This is a genomic window from Micromonospora sp. NPDC049051 (assembly GCF_043197575.1).
Lineage (GTDB): Bacteria > Actinomycetota > Actinomycetes > Mycobacteriales > Micromonosporaceae > Micromonospora.
Genome location: NZ_JBICTL010000002.1, coordinates 1,042,737 through 1,061,110 on the forward strand (window position 1 = coordinate 1,042,737; position 18,374 = coordinate 1,061,110).

Sequence of the window (18,374 nt, forward strand, 5' to 3'; positions counted from 1 at the left end):
GAGTGGGTGAGGCTGATCGAGCGGGCGACGCGGGCGTTGCCCGACGTCGATTGGTCCGACGGCAACAAAAAAGCCCTCGTGCAGGATGCACGGGGCCGGCGCACTCTCGACAGGGAGAGTGCGCTCAGGTAAGTACTCGCAGCGACCGGTAAGACGACATGCGGTAAAGCCTGACGCATCTCACGCGATGAGTCAACTGATCCCACATGTTGGTTAACGGGTGGGGGTATTTCACCCGAACGGGCGCTAGAAACCCCGTTCCACCTGCGCGGACTCCTGCTCGGCGGGGCGCGGGGCGGATAACGTCGGCAGCCGGCGGGGCGGCGGCGCGGGCGGACCGCCCGGGGCCGGTGCGGGGCGGGCGCCGGGGGACGTGGCCGCCTCCAGCATCGCCTCCAGGTGCTCGGCCGGCACGCCCCAGCCGAAGAGCGCCCCCTGGCCGAAGCGGCAGCCGGCGGCGACCACGGCGGCCAGTTCCGTCGGCGTGGTCACCCCCTCGGCGATGACCTCCAGGCCGAGCTGGTGGCCGAGCCGCATCACGATGTCGACCATCGGCGCGAACGCCGGGCCGTCCCGGCCCACCGGCCGCACCGGCTCGTGCTCCGCGACCAGCCCGTGGTCGATCTTGAGGATGTCGATCGGCAGGCGACGGAGCTGCCCCAGCGAGGAGTAGCCGGCGCCGAAGTCGTCCAACGCGATCCGTACGCCGGTCAGCCGCAGCGCCGTCAGCCGCCGGATCAGCTCGTCGAGGTCCGTCGCGACGGCGTGCTCGGTGACCTCCAGCACCAGCCGCTGCGGCGGCACGTGGTGGGCGCGCAGCGCCTCGGCGACCTGGACCACGTACTCCGGGGCGTGCAGCTCACGGGGGGACACGTTGACCGAGACCCAGACGTCGTGCCCCTCGGCCAGCCAGCGGGAGAGCTGGTGGCACGCCTGGTGCAGCACCCAGGCACCCAGCTTGGCGATCATCCCGCACTCCTCGGCCAGCGGGATGAACTCGTCCGGGCCGACGTTGCCCAGCACCGGATGACGCCAGCGCAGCAGCGCCTCCGCGCCGACCGGACGCACCGAGGGCAGCGAGGCCACCGGCTGGAACACCAGGCGCAGCTCGTCCCGCTCGATGGCGCCGCGCAGCTCGTGCTCCACCGTGGTACGCCGGCGCAGCAGCTGGTCGTACGCGGCGTCGTAGCGCTCGATCCGGTTCTTGCCGCGTTGCTTGGCGTAGCGCAGCGCCAGGTCGGCGTGGCGCAGCAGCAGCTCCACGTCGGGCTCCCCGGCCCAGCCGGCCACCCCGATGCTCACCGACAGGAAGACCGGCCCCGCCGGCTGGTCGTAGGCGCCACCGAGCACTCCGAGCAGGCGCTCGGCGACCCGGTCCGCGTCGGCGGGCTGGCCGTGCATCAGCACCGCGAACTCGTCGCCGCCCAGCCGGGCCGCCACGTCACCGGGGCGCAGGTGGGTGCGCAGCCGCTCGCCCACCTCGGCCAGCACCGCATCGCCCACGTCGTGGCCCCGCATGTCGTTGACGTGCTTGAAGCCGTCGAGGTCGAGCCCGAGCAGCACGCAGGGGGCGCCGGCCCCTGCGCAGCGGTGCAGCGCCTGCAACAACCCCCGCCGGTTGGCCAGCCCCGTCAGCTGGTCGGTGTGTGCCAGCTCACGGAAGTGCGCCTCGCGCTCGGCCAGCCGCTGGGCGTAGCCCCGGACGTCGCGCAGCGTCAGGTACTGCCGGGTGACCAGGGCGAAGCCCTCCGTGCTGCCGGCGACGATGCCGAGCGCGTCGAACCGGCCGTCCTGGAGCAGGTGGTACATCGCCGAGGCGGCCATGGCGAACATCGGGACGAACGCGTACGCGCCGTCGCGGCGGATCAGGTCGAGGGCCGGCTGGGCCGGCGTGTCCATCCGGCGGCCGGCCCACGCGGCGGCGGCCAGGCCGCTGGCCAGCACCACCGCCCCGACCAGCGCCACGCCCGGCCCCGCCTGGCAGAGGCCGGTGGCGAGGCCGAGCCCGCCACAGGTCACGGCGGTGGCCCCGGCGCCGAGCCAGACGGCACGACCGCGCGGCGGCGGGGCGCGGAAGGCCACGATGAGGGCGAGCCCGGCGATCAGGGCCGCGCTGACCGTGGCGAGCAGGATCGGCACGCAGGCCATCGGCGTGGCCGCACCGAGCAACCGGGTGGGCTCGGAGAAGAGCACCCAGCCGACGAACCAGAACGCCGACGCCATCACCAGGCCGTCGAGCGCCAGCCGGGCCGTGGCCGCCGCCGTGGTCGCCACACCGGGCAGCCGGAGCAGCCCGGCGCAGAAGAGCAGCCCGCTGGCCGCCGTGCCGATCGACACGATGCCGGCCCAGCCGGTGCGCCGTTGCGGGACGTGCTCCGCGTGCCCGGCGGTGGAGAGCGCCACGGCCACCCCGAGCAACAGGGTGACCAGCGCCACCCCGGACGCGGCGGCGAGCAGCGCGTACGCCTGCCGATGGGGCCCGGCGCGCCGGACGCCGGCGAACGACAGTATGGTGGCCGCCGCGGCGACCAGCCCGCACAGCACCGCGACCGCGACCATGCCCGGGGGGAACTGCACGCCCCAACTGTGCCGGATACCGCTCTCGCGCGGAGCCCCGGGTGTGCATCCTTTGGGACACGGTGCGCTTGCCGGCCGGCCGCCGGAGCGGCGGTGTAACACTGGTGGGTATGCCTGAGCTGCGGTCGAAGACCTCCACGCACGGTCGGACGATGGCCGGCGCCCGGGCCCTGTGGCGGGCCACCGGGATGACCGACGACGACTTCGGCAAGCCGATCGTCGCCATCGCCAACAGCTTCACCCAGTTCGTACCCGGTCACGTGCACCTCAAGGACATGGGTGGCCTGGTCGCCGAGGCGGTGGCCGCTGCCGGCGGGGTGGGCCGCGAGTTCAACACCATCGCCGTGGACGACGGCATCGCCATGGGCCACGGTGGCATGCTCTACTCCCTGCCCAGCCGGGAGCTGATCGCCGACGCGGTCGAGTACATGGTCAACGCCCACTGCGCCGACGCCCTGGTCTGCATCTCCAACTGCGACAAGATCACCCCCGGGATGCTGCTGGCCGCCCTGCGGCTGAACATCCCGACCGTCTTCGTCTCCGGCGGCCCGATGGAGGCCGGCAAGACCGTCGCGATCGAGGGCGTCGTCCACTCCAAGATCGACCTGATCGACGCGATGATCGCCTCCTCGAACGAGGCCGTCACCGACGACCAGCTCGGCGAGATCGAGCGGTCGGCCTGCCCCACCTGCGGTTCCTGCTCCGGCATGTTCACCGCCAACTCGATGAACTGCCTCACCGAGGCGATCGGCCTGGCGCTGCCGGGCAACGGCTCGACGCTGGCCACCCACGCCGCGCGCCGGTCGCTCTTCGTCGAGGCCGGCCGCACCGCCGTGGAGATCGCCAAGCGGTGGTACGACGGCGACGACGCCTCCGTACTGCCCCGCGCGGTCGCGAGCCGGGCCGCCTTCGAGAACGCGGTGGCCCTGGACGTGGCGATGGGTGGCTCGACCAACACGATCCTGCACCTGCTCGCCGCCGCCCGCGAGGCCGAGCTGGACTTCGGCGTCGACGACATCGACGCCGTCTCCCGCCGGGTGCCCTGCCTGGCGAAGGTCGCCCCGAACTCCCCGCAGTACCACATGGAGGACGTGCACCGGGCCGGCGGAATCCCGGCCATCCTCGGCGAACTGGACCGCGCCGGCCTGCTGCACCGCGACGTGCACGCCGTGCACTCGCCCAGCCTGGAGCGCTGGCTCGCCGACTGGGACGTCCGGGGCGGGTCGGCGACGACGGAGGCGCTCGAGCTGTTCCACGCCGCCCCGGGCGGGGTGCGTACCGTCGAGCCGTTCTCCACCACCAACCGCTGGTCGTCCCTGGACACCGACGCGGCCGAGGGCTGCGTACGAGACCTCGCCCACGCGTACAGCGCCGACGGCGGGCTGGCGATCCTGCACGGCAACCTGGCCCCGCAGGGCTGTGTGGTGAAGACCGCCGGGGTGCCCGAGGAGTGCCTGACCTTCCGGGGCCCGGCCAAGGTCTACGAGTCCCAGGACGACGCGGTCGAGGCGATCCTCAACAAGCGGATCGTCGCCGGCGACGTGGTGGTGATCCGCTACGAGGGGCCGAAGGGCGGCCCCGGCATGCAGGAGATGCTCTACCCCACCTCGTTCCTCAAGGGCCGGGGGCTGGGCCGATCCTGTGCGCTGCTGACCGACGGGCGCTTCTCCGGCGGCACCTCCGGGCTCTCCATCGGGCACGTCTCCCCGGAGGCGGCCTCCGGCGGGCTGATCGCGCTCGTCGAGCCGGGTGACGAGATCGTCATCGACATCCCGGCCCGGTCCATCGAGCTGAACGTGGCCCCCGACGTGCTGGAGGCCCGGCGCATCGCGCAGGAGAAGCGCGACAGGCCGTACACCCCGCTCGACCGGCAGCGGCCGGTGTCCGCGGCGCTGCGCGCGTACGCCTCGATGGCGACCTCGGCCAGCGACGGCGCCTACCGCCGCGTCCCGGAGTAACCGCCACGGCGGGCCGGCTCACCCCGTCGCCGTCACCGACCAGCGACGGGCCAGCGCCGTTGCCACCAGGAAGGCCGCGAGGACGATCGCCGCCTCGGCCCCGATCGCGAGCGGGGTGAGCGAGAAGCCGAGCGTCCAGCCGACCGCGACCGCGGCGGCGATCCCGGCCGCGAGCGCGGGTGGCAAGAGCAGTGCCAGCCGCGTCGCGGTGTGTCGAATGCGGGGTGCGTCGCGCAGGGCGACGCGCACGGCGAGGACCGCGCCGGCGACGACGACCGCCGCGACGCCACCGTAGAAGACGCCAGCGGCAAGCCACACCGGCACGCGCACACTTCGCGGCAGGTCGAACGCCGCCACGAACGCGAGGTGCAGGCCGATGGCCACGAGGTATCCCACGACGAGGGAGACGACCGCGCCCGCGCTCGCCACGCCCAGAACCTGGCCGTAACGCGGCGGGGTCCGTCGCACGCCGGCTTCCTCCGCGATCCTCCGGGCGAACTCCGTGGAGTCGGTGCCGAGAAGCTCTGCCGGATCGACGCCGGCGGCCGCCGCTGCCTCGAGTTCGGCGCGCAGGTCGGCGGCGAGCGCCCGCCGGTCGCGACCGTGGACGCCGAGAGCGCGCCAACTGCGATCGACGGCGGACAGGAGGCCGTCAACGGCCGATGTCGACGTGCTCATGATCGTCTCCTGGGTTTGGTGGGCGGACGGCGAGGGTCGTGTTCACGACGCCGGCGAACCGGATCCACTGCTCCCGCCAGGCACGCAGCCGCTCATGGCCGGATTCGGTGAGCCGGTAGACCTTGCGGGAAGGGCCGCTGGGACTGGGCTTCGACGCGCTCGTCACGAGCCCCAGGCGATGCAGTCGGGTGATCAACGGATAGACGGTGCCGTAGCTCACGGTCCCGAATCCGGCGGTGTCGAGACGGCGGACGAGTTCGTAGCCGTGGGCCGGCTCGGCGGCCAGCAGCGCGAGCAGGCACATGTCCAGGGAGCCACGCAGTAGCTGGGCCTGCCGCTCGACCGCGTCATCCGAACCGCCAGCCACTATCATGCGTCACATAATACTGCCGGTAGTATGCGCCGTCTAGTAGCTGGGTCGCGGGCAGGTCAACCGGCGGCGACGGGGAGCCCGCTCACCGGGACGCCACGGGGCCGGGCAGCACGACGGTGCGGGCGTACCGGATGGCGGCCGGGGTGTCGGGGAAGACCAGGCCGTCGCGGCGCAACCGCCCGGCGACGCCGAGGGTGGCCAGCACCTGGTCGTGGCCGGGGTCGATGCCGGAGAGCAGCACGGTGATGCCGCGTTCCTGGAGCCGGAGGATGGCGTCGCCGAGCACCTGCGCGCCGGTCGCGTCGAGGGTGGTCACCCGCGACATCCGCAGGATGACGACGCGCACGTCGGCCACGTCGGAGAGTTGGAGCAGGAAGTTGTGCGCGGCGGCGAAGAAGAGCGGGCCGTCCAGCCGGTAGGCCACGATGTGGTCGGCGAGCAGGGCCCGCTCCTCGGCGCTGTGCTCGGTCGGGTCGAGCGGGACCTGTTCCACGCGCGCCGTGCGGGCCACCGCGCGCAGGGCGATCACGATCGCCACGCCCACCCCGACCGCCACGGCGGTCACCAGGTCCAGGGCCACCGTGACCGCGAAGGTGAGCACCAGCACGAGGGCGTCGCCCCGGGTGGCGCGGGCCAGCGCCCAGAGCGACCCGGCCTCGACCATCCGGACGGTGGTGGCCAGCAGGACGCCGGCCAGGGCGGCGAGCGGGATCCGACCGACCAGCGGGGCGGCGGCCAGCACGATCCCCGCGAGGGCGACAGCGTGGGTGAGCGCGGCCAGCTTCGAGCTGGCCCCGGCGCGCACGTTCACCGCCGTACGGGCGATGGCGGCTGTGGCCGGGATCCCGCCGAACGCGGGGGCGGCGAGGTTGGCCAGTCCCTGGCCGAACAGCTCACGGTCGGGGTCGTGGCGCTGGCCGACGGTCATCCCGTCGGCCACGGTGGCGGAGAGCAGGCTCTCCAGGGCTGCCAGCGCCGCGACCGCGAGGGCGGAGGGCAGCAGGACGCCGACGGCGTCGAGGTCGAGGAAGGCCAGCGAGGGCGCGGGCAGGCCGGCGGGCAGCGCGCCGATGCGGGCCAGCTCGACCGGGACGGTCTCGGCCACGACGGTCGCGACGGCCACCCCGAGCAGGGAGAACGGCCAGCCGGGACGCCAGCGGGCGCCGAGCAGCATCACCGCCGCGACGCCGAGGGCCATCGCCACCGGTACGGGCCGCGGATCCGCGACGAACCGGGCGACCGCGTCGGCGGCCACGGCCCAGACGCGGTCGCCGTGCGCGTCGGTCACCCCGAGCGCCGCCGGCACCTGTTGCAGGGCGATGACCACCGCGATGCCGGCGGTGAACCCCTCGATCACGGGGACGGGGAGGTAGTGGACGTACCGGCCGAGGCGGGCGAGGGCCAGCGCGATCAGCACGAGCCCGGCCAGCGCCCCGACCATCAGCACACCGGTGGGGCCGAACTGCTGGACCACCGGCACCAACACCACGGTCATCGCCCCGGTCGGTCCGGAGACCTGGAGGTGGGAGCCGCCGAAGACGGCGGCGACGGCGCCGGCCACCACCGCCGTCACCAGCCCGGCCTGGGCCCCGAGCCCGGAGGTGACGCCGAAGGCCAGGGCCAGCGGCAGCGCCACCACCGCCACGGTCAGCCCGGCGAGCAGGTCGCGCCGTGGCGAGCGGCGGACCGCCTGCCAGTCGGCGCGCGGCGGCAGCAGCCCGAGGAAGCGCTCGCGCAGCCCGAGTGCCTCGCTCACCGCTGCGTCCCGGAGGAGCGCAGTTCGTCCAGCAGCGCGTCCCGGTCGGTGAGGACCGCGCCCAGGATGCGCCGCCCGGCGGCGAGCAGGTCGGCCACGTCGGGGGTGCTGAGCGCGTACATCACCAGGGCGCCGTCGCGGCTGGAGGTGACCATGCCGGCCCGGCGCAGCACCGCGAGCTGCTGCGACAGGTTGGACGCCTCGACGTCGATCGCCGCCAGCAGGTCGCGGACCGGCTTCGGCCCGTCCTGGAGCAGTTCCAGCACCCGGATCCGGACCGGGTGGCCGAGGGTGCGGAACAGCTCCGCCTTGGCCTGGTAGAGCGGTACCGACACGTCAGCCTCCGTCACGCGACCCCACATCTGATTGCCGACTTTAGCACTTGCGAAAACTTTCAAGTCGCTGTCGTGCTGGCGGGCAGGGATCTTGGCACGGCACGGCCCCCGGAAGGGCCGGAACCTACCAAAATCTCCGCCGCGCGAACACCAGCCCGTCAGCCGGCGGAGTCGTTGACGCAGCGCAGGGCGGGGCGGGTCGTCAGCGCCGCCGGATCCAGCGGGGCGTCGCAGGTCACCGTGAAGGTCGCCGACTCCCCCGGCAGGAGGGTGACCAGCGCCTCGTCGACCTCGGCCGCCGGGTCGAGGCGGTCCGGGAAGAGCGTCAGGTCGCGCAGGATCGTCCGGGCGGTCACCCGGACCCGCTGCCCGCCGTCGACGGGCTCGACCGAGGCGTCGTAGCCGGCCGTCGGCCAGTCGGCGTCGCGGTCCTCAACGAAGAACCACAGCGCCCGCTCGGCCGTGTCGCCCGCCTCGGCCACCAGCAGCTCGCGGCGGGCCTCCGCCGGCAGCGCCAGCTCCGCCGGCAGCGCCAGCTCGACCTTGGCGTACGCACCGACGGTCAGCTCCAGCGTCGTCTTGGCCCGTGGCTCGCCGGCCAGGGTCAGCCGGGTCACCGAGGCGCTCGCCCGCCACGGGTCCGGCCCGTCGTTGACGGCGACCAGGGCCAGGCCGCCCGCGCGGGGCTGGACGGTCAGCAGCCGGTCGGCGTACGCGCGGCGCAGGGCGTACCACAGGGGCTTGCGGCGGCCGTCGCCGTCGACGGCCGACCAGGAGGTCACCGGCCAGCAGTCGTTGAGCTGCCAGACGATCGTGCCCGCGCAGACGTCCCGGTGCGAGCGGAAGTGCTCGACGGCGAGCTGGATCGCGCGGGCCTGGTTGAGCTGGGTCAGCCAGTGCCAGTCGTCGAAGTCCGCCGGGGCCGGCAGGTGGGCGTCGAGCCCGCGCCGGAGCTTGGCGTCCCCGTCGATCGCCTTCTGGTGGTGTGCCATGCCGGGCGAGTCGGGCGCAAGCGGCTCGTCGGACAGCGCCCGGCGCAGGGTCGCGTACGCGGGCGGGGCCTGGTAGCCGAACTCGGCGACGAAGCGCGGCACGTACTCGCGGTACTTCGTGTAGTCGTCGGTGTTCCAGACGTCCCAGATGTGCGTGGTGCCGTGCGCCGGGTCGTTGGGATGGATCTCCTCGCTGCCCGACCACGGGCTGCCCGGCCAGTACGGCCGCGTCGGGTCCAGCTCGCCGACGATCCGGGGCAGCAGTTCCAGGTAGTAGCCGCGTCCCCAGGTGCGTCCCGCGAGGGGCTCCTGCCAGTCCCAGTCGTGCCAGCCCCAGATGTTCTCGTTGTTGCCGGTCCAGAGCACCAGCGACGGGTGCGGGACGAGCCGGACCACCTGCTCGGCGGCCTCGGCGGCCACCTCGGCGCACAGCGGCTCCTCCTCCGGGTACGCGGCGCAGGCGAAGAGGAAGTCCTGCTGCACGAGCAGGCCCAGCTCGTCGGCGAGGTCGTAGAAGTCGTCCGACTCGTACCGGCCGCCGCCCCAGACGCGCAGCAGGTTGACGTTCGCGTCGGCGGCCTGCCGGAACCGGTGCGCCAGCCGGTCCCGGGTGATCCGGGTGGGGAAGGCGTCGTCGGGGATCCAGTTGACTCCCCGGACGAAGACCGGGGTGCCGTTGACGTGCAGGGCGAACGGGGTGCCGTGCGCGTCGGGGGTGGTGTCGAGGCGTACGGAGCGGAAGCCGATGCGGCGCGACCACGTGTCGAGCGGGTGCCCGTCGGCGTCGTGCAGCGTCACCTCCAACGGGTGCAACGGCTGCTCGCCGTACCCCCGGGGCCACCACAGCGCCGGGGCGCGGACGGTGAGGGTCAGCACGGCCGTGCGCTCCCCCGCCGGGATGGTCGCGTCGGCCGTCGCACCCGCGACGGTGGCCCGCACGGTGAGCGGGGCGTCCCCGGCCCGCTCGACCTCGACGTGCAGCTCCACCCGGCCGTCGCCGGCCTCGACGGTCACCAGGGGACGCACGACGGCCAGCCGGGCCGTGGACCAGGCGTGCAGCCCGATCTCCTGCCAGATGCCGGCGGTGACCAGCGTCGGCCCCCAGTCCCAGCCGAAGTTGCAGGCCATCTTGCGGATGAACGGGAACGGCTCCGGGTAGGCGTTCGGCCGGTCCCCGAGCCGGTCCCGCTGCGCCTCCGCGTAGCGGTAGGCGGAGCCGAGGCGTACGGCCAGGGTGTTGGACCCGGCGACCAGCAGCGACCGGACGTCGAAGCGGTAGCCGCGGTGCATGTTCTCGGTGCGGCCGACCCCGGAGCCGTTGAGGGTGAGCGTGGCGACGGTGTCGAGGCCGGCGCAGACCAGGTCCAGCCGCTCGTGGCTCCCGGGTTCGTGGGTGAAGGTGGTCTCGTAGACCCAGTCGGTCCGGCCGATCCAGGCCAGCCCCTTCTCGTTGTCGTCGAGATATGGATCGGGGATCAGGCCGGCGGCGAGCAGGTCGGTGTGCACGCAGCCGGGTACGGTCGCCGGCACCGCCCGCCCGGCGATCCCCGCCGGCACCTGCGGGCCCGGTACCGCCCGCAGGGTCCAGCCCTCGTGCAACGCTTGCCGGGTCACGACTTCACCGCACCTTCCATGATTCCGCGGACGATCTGACGGCCGCCGATGAAGAGCATCACCAGCAGCGGGAGGGTGGCGACCAGGGCGCCGGCGAGCACCCGTCGGTACAGCACGTAGTTGCCGCTGGCGAGGTCGGACAGCGCGACCATCGAGGTCGGGTAGTCGGTGCCGCCGAGGGTGATCAGCGGCCACTGGAACTCGTTCCAGGTGGCGACGAACGTCAGGAGGCCGAGCACCGCCATGGCGGGCCGGACCGCCGGCACCACCACGCTCCAGAAGATCCGCATGGTGCTGGCGCCGTCCATCCGGGCGGCCTCGACCAACTCGTCGGGCACCGCATCGAGGATGAACTGTCGCATGTAGAAGACCCCGAACGCGCTGACCAGGCCGGGCACGATCACCGCGAGGAGGGTGCCGTTCCAGCCGCCCTCCCCCGGCATCCGACCCATCAGGATGTAGAGGGCGACGACGCCGAGCTGGTTGGGCACCGTCATGGTCAGGACGACCATGACCATCAGCGCGTTACGCCCCCTGAAGCGCAGCTTGGCGAAGGCGAAGCCGGCCAGCGAGCAGAAGAAGAGCACCGACACCGTCACCACCGACGACACGATGACGCTGTTGCCGAGGGACTGGAGGAAGAACACGTCCTGCATGGAGAAGACCTCCCGCAGGTTGGTGACGAGCTGCCCACCGGGCAGCACCTGCGGCGGGATCTTCGCCAGCGCCTCGTCGGTGTTCGTGGCGATGACGAACATCCAGTAGAGCGGAAACGCCGAGAACGCGATCACGACGCCCAGGAACAGGTAGGTCCAGACGCTGCCGGGCAGGTGCTGCGGCGCCCGCCCCGTCAGCGCCGCCCGCCGGGGATTCGAGGCGCTCACCTGTACCTCCTTTCGATCGCGACTGCGGGGCTCGCAAGCTCACTCCTCGCGCTCACCGCTTCCCACCTCCCAGGCGGTTGGTGATGATGGCGTTGAGCGCCGCGACGAGCAGGATGACCAGGAAGAGGGCCCAGGACATGGCGGCGGCGTAGCCGAGGTTGAGGTCCCGCCAGCCGACCTTGTAGATGAGCTGGGCGACGGTCTGCCACTGCCCGTCGTCGCCGCCGAGGCCCAGCGCCGGGTTGGCGTCGAAGAGCATCGGCTCGGTGAAGAGTTGCAGGCCGCCGATGGTGGAGAGCACGACGGTGAAGATGACCACGGGCCGGATCATCGGCACGGTGATCCGCCACAGTTGGCGCCACGGCCCGGCCCCGTCGACGGCGGCGGCCTCGTAGACGTCGCGCGGGATGGACTGCATGGCAGCCAGGTAGAGCAGCGCGTTGTAGCCGATCCACTTCCAGTTGACCATCGTGGCGATGGCGATCCAGGAGGACCACTTGGCCGACCGCCAGTCGATCGGCGCGGTCTCCCCGATGCCGAGCAGCGACAGCGCCCAGTTGGCGATGCCCGTGTCGCGGGCGAAGACCACGGAGAAGATCAGCGTGGACGCGGTCACCGGGGTGATGTACGGCAGCAGCACCCCGACCCGGAACCAGGTCTGGGCCCGCAGCTTGCGGTTCAGCAGCGACGCGACGATCAGCGCCAGCAGCAGTTGCGGCACGGTGGAGAGCAGGAAGATGCCGAAGGTGTTGGCGAGCGCGTTGAAGAAGTCGTCGTCGGTGAAGAGCCGACTGAAGTTCTCCCACCCGGCCCAGCCGGTGCGCGTCGGGTCGTCGAGCCGCCAGTGGCGCAGGGCCACGACGCCGTTGAAGACGATCGGGAAGAGCCCGAAGACCGCGAAGAGCAGGAAGAACGGGGCGATCAGCAGGTACGGCACGTAGCGCACGTCGAAGCGGTACAGCCGGGTGCGCCAGGGGCCGGGTTCGGGGGGACTGCTCGCCCGCCGGTCCGCCGCGCCGGCGTCGGGACGGGGTGCCGTGGGGGCGGCTCGGGTGGTGGACATCGGGCACCTCCAGGGACCGAAGGGGAGGACCGGCCGGGGCGCGGCGGCCTCGCCCCGGCCGGCGCGCGGTCAGGACTTGGCGGCCTTCTCGGCCTCCTTGACCGCCTCGGTCCACGCCTGGTCGGGCTTGCCCTTCAGGTTCCCGGTGGCCAGCCGGTTGAGGACGTTCTCCACCGCCACCCGGGTCGGGCCGTTGCGCCGGCCGAGGTACTGCGGCGTCAGGCTCTCCGCCGTCTTCGAGAAGATCTGGCCGACCGGGGCGTCGCTGAAGAACGGGTTGGTGAAGTCCCGGATCGCCGGGTCCTGGTACAGCGCCGGCTGCGAGGGCAGGTTGCCGACCTTCTTGAAGATCTCGATCTGCTGCTCGGGCTGGATCAGCCACTCCACGAACCTGTACGCCTCGTCGACGTTCCTGCCCTGCTTGGGGATGGTCAGGAACGAGCCGCCCCAGTTGCCGCCCCCGCCGGGGATCGCGGCCACGTCCCACTTCCCGCTGGTGCCGGGGGCCGTGTTCTTGATGTGCCCCTGCATCCAGGCCGGGCAGGCGAGCACGGCGAAGTCGCCCTTGACGAAGCCGCTGTTCCACTCGGGGGAGAACGCGGTGAGGTTGGCCGAGAGGTCCGCGGCGATCGTCCGGGCCGCCACGTCGAAGGCGACCTTCGGGCCGCCGTCCATCTTCAGCGTCTCGCTCTCGTCGTAGAAGCCGACCGGCTGCTGGCCGAGGACGGGGTTGAAGACGTTGGTGCCGGCGTCGATGAACTTCTTGCCGCTCTTGGCCGTGTACTGCCGGCCGACGTCGATGAACTCGTCCCAGGTGGGCCAGAGCGCGGAGACCTGGTCGCGCCCGGTGGGCAGGCCGGCAGCGGCGAACAGGTCGGTGCGGTAGCACATGGCCAGGCCGCCCACGTCGGTGCCGAGGCCGATCTGGGTCTTGCCGTCGGGCGTCAGGGTCTGCTTCCACTTCCACGGCAGGTACTTCTGCTCGTACGTGCCGGCGCCCTTGTCGAGCAGGTTGACGAACTTGTCGGCCTGGCCGCGGAACTGGACGACGAAGCCCTCGTCGACGGCGGCGATGTCGGGCGCGCCGGAGCCGGCGACGAGCTTCTTCTGCAGGTCCTCGTGCTGGGCGTTGTACTCGCCGGTGTTCAGGCTGATCTTGACGTTCGGGTTGGCGTCCTCGTACTTCGCCTTGAGCTCGTCGAGCCCGAAGTCGCCCCAGAAGTTGATTTTGAGGGTGACCGTGCCGCCGGCCCGCGAGTCGCCGCCACCGCCGCCGTTGCCGCTGCACGCCGCCACCATGACCAGGCTGACCGCGCCGACGGCGGCCACCCTGGCCCAGTGCGTCAGGGACCGTCTCATGTCATCCTCCGCGCCCGATGGGAACGCTCCCGATATCGAGGAACGTTGACTGAACCGGATAAGTGACCGCCACCGTACGGGCCTGTTCCGGCGGTGTCAACGGACAGCCGGAATCGACGCTTCGCGATAATCCCCAGGAACCGTGGGAGCGCGATCATGGGAGGTGGGAATATTCTGCGCAGGGCACCGGAGTGCGACTGCGGGCGGCCGGAGACAGGTGCCCCGCCAGGGCTTAACCGAGAAAGCCGATGACCGGGCGGTGCCCGCGCGGCGGTCGCGCCGGCTCCCCCGCGGCCGGTGCAGTAGCGTGGATCGCCGCCGGCCGCCCCCGGCCTCGTGGTGCCACCCGCCCCGGCGGGAGAGTGGAGGAGTACGCCGGTGAAGCGACCCACGATCGCCGACGTCGCCCGACGCGCCGGGGTGTCCAAGGGAGCGGTGTCCTACGCGCTCAACGGCCAGCCCGGGGTCTCCGAGGCCACCCGGCAGCGGATCCTCGCCATCGCGGCCGAGATCGGCTTCAACCCGAGCCGCGCCGCCCGCTCCCTCTCCGGCGCCACCGCCGACGCGGTCGGCCTCACCCTCTGCCGGCCCGCCCGCACGCTCGGCATCGAGCCGTTCTTCATGGAGCTGATCAGCGGCGTCGAGGCCGAACTCTCCGCCCGGTCGTACGCGCTCACGCTCCAGGTGGTGGCCGACCAGGAGGCGGAGGTCGCGGTCTACCGGCGGTGGTGGGGCGAGCGCCGGGTCGACGGCGTCCTCGTCTGCGACCTGCGCGTCGACGACCGGCGGGTGCCGGTGCTGGAGGAGCTGGGCCTGCCCGCCGTGGTGATCGGCGGCCCGGGCGGCACCGGCGGGCTGGCCAGCGTCTGGTCCGACGACGCCGCGGCGCTGGTCGAGACCGTGGAGTACCTGTTCGCCCTCGGCCACCGCCGGATCGCCCGCGTCGGCGGGCTGCCGGCCCTGCTGCACACCGAGATCCGCACCGAGGCGTTCGCCCAGGTGTGCCGGCGGCTCGGCCTGGCCGACGCGGTGACCGTGCCGTCCGACTACACCGGCGAGGAGGGGGCGCGCGCGACCCGCCGGTTGCTCAGCTCGGCCGGCCGGCCCACCGCCGTGATCTACGACAACGACGTGATGGCGATAGCGGGGCTCTCGGTGGCCCAGGAGATGGGCCTCGCCGTACCGGGCGAGGTGTCCATCGTGGCCTGGGACGACTCCCCGCTCTGCCAGCTGGTGCACCCGCCGCTGACCGCGCTCGGCCGGGACATCCCGGCGTACGGCGCGCACGCCGCCCGGGAACTGCTCGCGGTGATCGGCGGCTCGCCGGCCCGCCGCGTGCAGGACGGGACGGCCCACCTCACGCCCCGGGGCAGCACGGCGCCCCCGCGCGCCAGCTGAACCGGTTCAGCCCCTCCCCTACGCGACCACCGCACGTCGACTCCGGTCAGCGGCCCACCCCGAGCCGAGCCCCAGGTTCCGGCGCGCGACGCCGCGCGCCCGCCAGCCGTCCGGCTGCCCCGCCTCCCGGCGACCCGCCCGAGGTCGCACCCCGCGCCCGCAGGCGGCGCCCGATCCGTGTGAACGCCTGGTGCCGGGACGTCGATGGTGGTAACTTTCTCGCCACTTGCAAGACCTTGCAGAAACATTCGTCAACCCGTGACGTTAAACGTCACGCCACTGTCCGATCCGGACAGCTCCTCCCCCCGGCGACGGCTGTTCCCGCAGGGCATCCCCCGTCCCGTCGGCCCCCGCCGACAACCACCCCCTAGGAGCTCCGATGCATTCCCGCACCGGGCGACGACGGATGATCGCGGTGGCGCTGGCCGCCGGGCTCACCGTCGGGCTGGCCCCGCTCAGCACGGCCGCCGCCGCGAACTCCGTGACCGTCTACTACCGACCCGCCGCCACCTGGACCGGCCAGGTCAACATCCACTACGCGCCGGACGGCGGCGCGTGGACGGCCGTACCCGGGCTGGCGATGGAGGCGGCGTGCGCCGGCTGGCGCAAGCGCACCGTCGACGCCGGCACCGCCACCGGTCTCCAGGTGACGTTCAACCACAACGGCACGACCTGGGACAACAACCGGGGCGCGAACTACCGCACCGGCACCGGGACGGTGACCGTCGCCGACGGCGTGGTCGGCACCGGCGACCCGTGTGCCGGCACCCCCACGCCCACCCCGTCGAACCCGTCGACCGGCCGGACGGCCGACGTCTGGTACCACGTCGGGACCAGGGGCTGGGCCACCGCGAACATCCACTACCAGCCCGCCGGCGGGGCCTGGACCACCGTCCCCGGCGTACCGATGGCGGCCGGCTGCACCGGATGGGCCCGCCGGGTGGTCGAGCTCGGCACCGCCACCACGCTGCGGGCGGCGTTCAACAACGGCGCCGGCGCCTGGGACAACAACAACGGCGCGGACTACACCCTGGGCACCGGCGTGAGCACCGTCAAGGCGGGGGTGGTGACCGCCGGCGCGGCCTCACCGTGCCCACCCGACACACCGGACACGACCGCCCCGTCCACCCCCACGGGGCTGGGCGCGACCGCCAACGGGCTGCGCGTCGCCGTGTCCTGGGCCGCGTCCACCGACGACCGGGGCGTGACCGGCTACCGGCTCACCCGCACCGGCGGGCCGGAGGGCACCGTCACGGCCACCACCACCGGCACCGGCCACGTCGACGGCGCGCTGAGCCCGCAGACCCGCTACGAGTACACCGTCCGGGCGTACGACGCGGCCGGCAACACCTCCCCGGCCAGCGCCCCCGTGGCCGTCACCACCGGCACCACCCCGCCGGCGCCGGCGCCCGGCACCCCGCTCGGCGGCGACCCCCGCGAGGACAGCATCTACTTCGTGATGACCGCCCGCTTCGCCGACGGCGACAGCACGAACAACCGGGGCGGCAGTCAGCACGTGAAGTCGGGCAACGCGGCCAACGACGACCCGATGTTCCGCGGCGACTTCAAGGGCCTGATCGACAAGCTGGACTACGTCAAGGGGCTCGGCTTCTCCGCCCTCTGGATCACCCCGGTCGTGCTGAACCGCTCCGACTACGACTTCCACGGCTACCACGGCTGGGACTTCCAGCGCGTCGACCCGCGGCTGGAGAGCCCCGGCGCGAGCTACCAGGACCTCATCAACGCCGCGCACGCCAAGGGCATCAAGATCTTCCAGGACGTGGTCTACAACCACAGCTCCCGCTGGGGCGCCAAGGGCCTGTTCACCCCCACCGTGTACGGCACCCGCGACGAGCAGTGGAAGTGGATGTACAGCCGGCAGGAGCCGGGCCGCGAGTACGACCCGATGGTCGAGCACCCCGGCACCGACCCGGAGCTGACCCCGGCGCAGAACGCCCTCGCCAAGGGCCGGCCCTACAACGGGGACGTCTGGTCGGGTACCGCCCCGGCCGGCAACCAGTGCCCCCGCTGGGGCGCCCCGGCCGGCACCAGCCCCGAGGGCTTCCGCCTCTACGAGTGCCAGTGGCCCACCCCGACCAGCAAGCTGTTCCCCGCCGACCTCTACCACCAGTGCTGGATCGGCAACTGGGAGGGCGAGGACTCGCGCAGCTGCTGGCTGCACGAGGACCTGGCCGACTTCAACACCGAGAACGCCACCGTGCAGAAGTACCTGATCGACTCGTACAACAAGTTCATCGACATGGGCGTGGACGGCTTCCGCATCGACACCGCCGTGCACATCCCCCGCATCACCTGGAACCGGCGGTTCCTGCCGGCCATCCAGCAGCACGCGCTCGCCACGCACGGCGAGAAGGGCCGCGACTTCTACGTCTTCGGCGAGGTCGCCGCGTTCGTCAACGACAAGTGGAACCGGGGCTCGGTGAACCACTCGGCGCAGTTCTTCACCTGGAAGGAGCGCAAGGAGTACAGCGCCGACGACGTGCGCGCCGCCATCGAGCAGTACGACCACGAGCAGCTGCTCGGCCCGAACGGCCAGCCCACCAGCGACAACGCGTTCCTGCGCGGGAACACCTACCACGCGCCGGACCACTCGAAGTTCTCCGGCATGAACGTCATCGACATGCGGATGCACATGAACTTCGGCGACGCGAACAACGCCTTCGGCAACGGCAGGGACTCCGACGACAGCTACAACGACGCGACCTACAACGTCGTGTACGTCGACAGCCACGACTACGGCCCGAACAAGTCGAACACCCGCTACACCGGCGGCACCGACGCCTGGGCGGAGAACATGAGCCTCATGTGGACGTTCCGGGGTATCCCGACGCTCTACTACGGCTCGGAGATCGAGTTCCAGAAGGGCGCGAAGATCGACTGCGGGCCGACCTGCCCGCTGGCCACCACCGGCCGCGCCTACTACGGCGGCCACCTGGCGGGCACGGTCACCGCGACGGACTTCGGCCGGGTCGGCTCCGCCACCGGGCCCGTGGCCAGCACCCTGGACAAGCCGCTCGTCAAGCACGTGCAGCGGCTCAACCAGATCCGCCGGGCGGTGCCGGCCCTCCAGAAGGGGCAGTACTCGACCGAGGGGATCAGCGGCAACTCCATGGCGTACAAGCGGCGCTTCACGGCCGGCGGCGTGGACAGCTTCGTGCTGGTGACGGTCTCCGGGAGCGCGACGTTCACCGGCGTGCCCAACGGCCGGTACACCGACGCGGTGACCGGCGACGTCCGGACGGTCACCGACGGGACGCTCACGGCGACCGTCAGCGGGCAGGGCAACCTGCGGGCGTACGTGCTGGACCTGCCGGGCAACCCGGCGCCGGGCAAGGTCGGCGAGACCGGCCCCTACCTGCGGTGACG

The 18,374-nt window shown here is 72.6% G+C and carries 12 protein-coding genes; 3 read left to right on the top strand and 9 right to left on the bottom strand.

The features are described from left to right. Positions 1–246: 246 nt before the first annotated feature. Positions 247–2,577: a putative bifunctional diguanylate cyclase/phosphodiesterase gene (locus tag ACGFIR_RS11940; protein WP_393144594.1), complete on the bottom strand. Its 2,331-nt coding sequence runs from the start codon at positions 2,575–2,577 to the stop codon at positions 247–249. Between the two features lie 110 nt (positions 2,578–2,687). Here ACGFIR_RS11940 and ilvD point away from each other — a divergent pair, with 110 nt between their 5' ends. After that, positions 2,688–4,535: a dihydroxy-acid dehydratase gene (gene ilvD, locus ACGFIR_RS11945; RefSeq protein WP_393004547.1), complete on the top strand. Its 1,848-nt coding sequence runs from the start codon at positions 2,688–2,690 to the stop codon at positions 4,533–4,535. Between the two features lie 18 nt (positions 4,536–4,553). On the opposite strand, the gene ACGFIR_RS11950 is transcribed toward ilvD, so the two are convergent. The 8 genes from ACGFIR_RS11950 to ACGFIR_RS11985 form a co-directional block, all read right to left on the bottom strand. Continuing rightward, the gene (locus ACGFIR_RS11950; RefSeq protein ID WP_393004549.1) at positions 4,554–5,213 is read right to left on the bottom strand and encodes a hypothetical protein; all 660 of its coding nucleotides are present in this window, start codon (positions 5,211–5,213) and stop codon (positions 4,554–4,556) included. Continuing rightward, positions 5,188–5,586: a PadR family transcriptional regulator gene (locus ACGFIR_RS11955; protein ID WP_393004551.1), complete on the bottom strand. Its 399-nt coding sequence runs from the start codon at positions 5,584–5,586 to the stop codon at positions 5,188–5,190. The genes ACGFIR_RS11950 and ACGFIR_RS11955 overlap by 26 nt, the downstream gene beginning before the upstream one ends. Positions 5,587–5,668: 82 nt before the next feature. Continuing rightward, positions 5,669–7,342, bottom strand: a complete 1,674-nt coding sequence (locus tag ACGFIR_RS11960; protein WP_393004553.1) for a SulP family inorganic anion transporter — start codon at positions 7,340–7,342, stop codon at positions 5,669–5,671. Continuing rightward, on the bottom strand, positions 7,339–7,677 hold the full coding sequence (locus tag ACGFIR_RS11965; protein WP_393004555.1) for an ArsR/SmtB family transcription factor: 339 nt from the start codon (positions 7,675–7,677) through the stop codon (positions 7,339–7,341). Before ACGFIR_RS11965 ends, ACGFIR_RS11960 begins: the two co-directional genes overlap by 4 nt. Positions 7,678–7,835: 158 nt before the next feature. Beyond that, positions 7,836–10,283 carry a glycoside hydrolase family 2 protein gene (locus tag ACGFIR_RS11970; protein WP_393144596.1) on the bottom strand — a complete coding sequence of 816 codons (2,448 nt, stop codon included), beginning with the start codon at positions 10,281–10,283 and terminating at the stop codon, positions 7,836–7,838. Next, on the bottom strand, positions 10,280–11,167 hold the full coding sequence (locus ACGFIR_RS11975) for a carbohydrate ABC transporter permease (protein ID WP_393144598.1): 888 nt from the start codon (positions 11,165–11,167) through the stop codon (positions 10,280–10,282). Before ACGFIR_RS11975 ends, ACGFIR_RS11970 begins: the two co-directional genes overlap by 4 nt. A 52-nt stretch (positions 11,168–11,219) precedes the next feature. Continuing rightward, positions 11,220–12,230, bottom strand: coding sequence for a carbohydrate ABC transporter permease (locus ACGFIR_RS11980; RefSeq protein WP_393144600.1), 1,011 nt, complete (start codon positions 12,228–12,230; stop codon positions 11,220–11,222). Between the two features lie 69 nt (positions 12,231–12,299). After that, complete coding sequence (locus tag ACGFIR_RS11985; RefSeq protein WP_393144602.1) at positions 12,300–13,589, bottom strand: extracellular solute-binding protein; 1,290 nt, start codon at positions 13,587–13,589, stop codon at positions 12,300–12,302. 378 nt (positions 13,590–13,967) lie between these two features. Here ACGFIR_RS11985 and ACGFIR_RS11990 point away from each other — a divergent pair, with 378 nt between their 5' ends. Beyond that, complete coding sequence (locus tag ACGFIR_RS11990; RefSeq protein WP_393004565.1) at positions 13,968–14,987, top strand: LacI family DNA-binding transcriptional regulator; 1,020 nt, start codon at positions 13,968–13,970, stop codon at positions 14,985–14,987. Between the two features lie 379 nt (positions 14,988–15,366). Beyond that, positions 15,367–18,372 carry a carbohydrate binding domain-containing protein gene (locus tag ACGFIR_RS11995; protein ID WP_393144604.1) on the top strand — a complete coding sequence of 1,002 codons (3,006 nt, stop codon included), beginning with the start codon at positions 15,367–15,369 and terminating at the stop codon, positions 18,370–18,372. The last annotated feature ends 2 nt before the right edge of the window (positions 18,373–18,374 follow it).

Bases quoted from the DNA above. Each gene is read 5' to 3' on its own strand.
- ilvD (WP_393004547.1), top strand. From the start codon at position 2,688: ATGCCTGAGCTGCGGTCGAAGACCTCCACGCACGGTCGGACGATGGCC.
- ACGFIR_RS11950 (WP_393004549.1), bottom strand. From the start codon at position 5,213: ATGAGCACGTCGACATCGGCCGTTGACGGCCTCCTGTCCGCCGTCGAT.
- ACGFIR_RS11955 (WP_393004551.1), bottom strand. From the start codon at position 5,586: ATGATAGTGGCTGGCGGTTCGGATGACGCGGTCGAGCGGCAGGCCCAG.
- ACGFIR_RS11980 (WP_393144600.1), bottom strand. From the start codon at position 12,230: ATGTCCACCACCCGAGCCGCCCCCACGGCACCCCGTCCCGACGCCGGC.
- ACGFIR_RS11985 (WP_393144602.1), bottom strand. From the start codon at position 13,589: ATGAGACGGTCCCTGACGCACTGGGCCAGGGTGGCCGCCGTCGGCGCG.
- ACGFIR_RS11995 (WP_393144604.1), top strand. From the start codon at position 15,367: ATGCATTCCCGCACCGGGCGACGACGGATGATCGCGGTGGCGCTGGCC.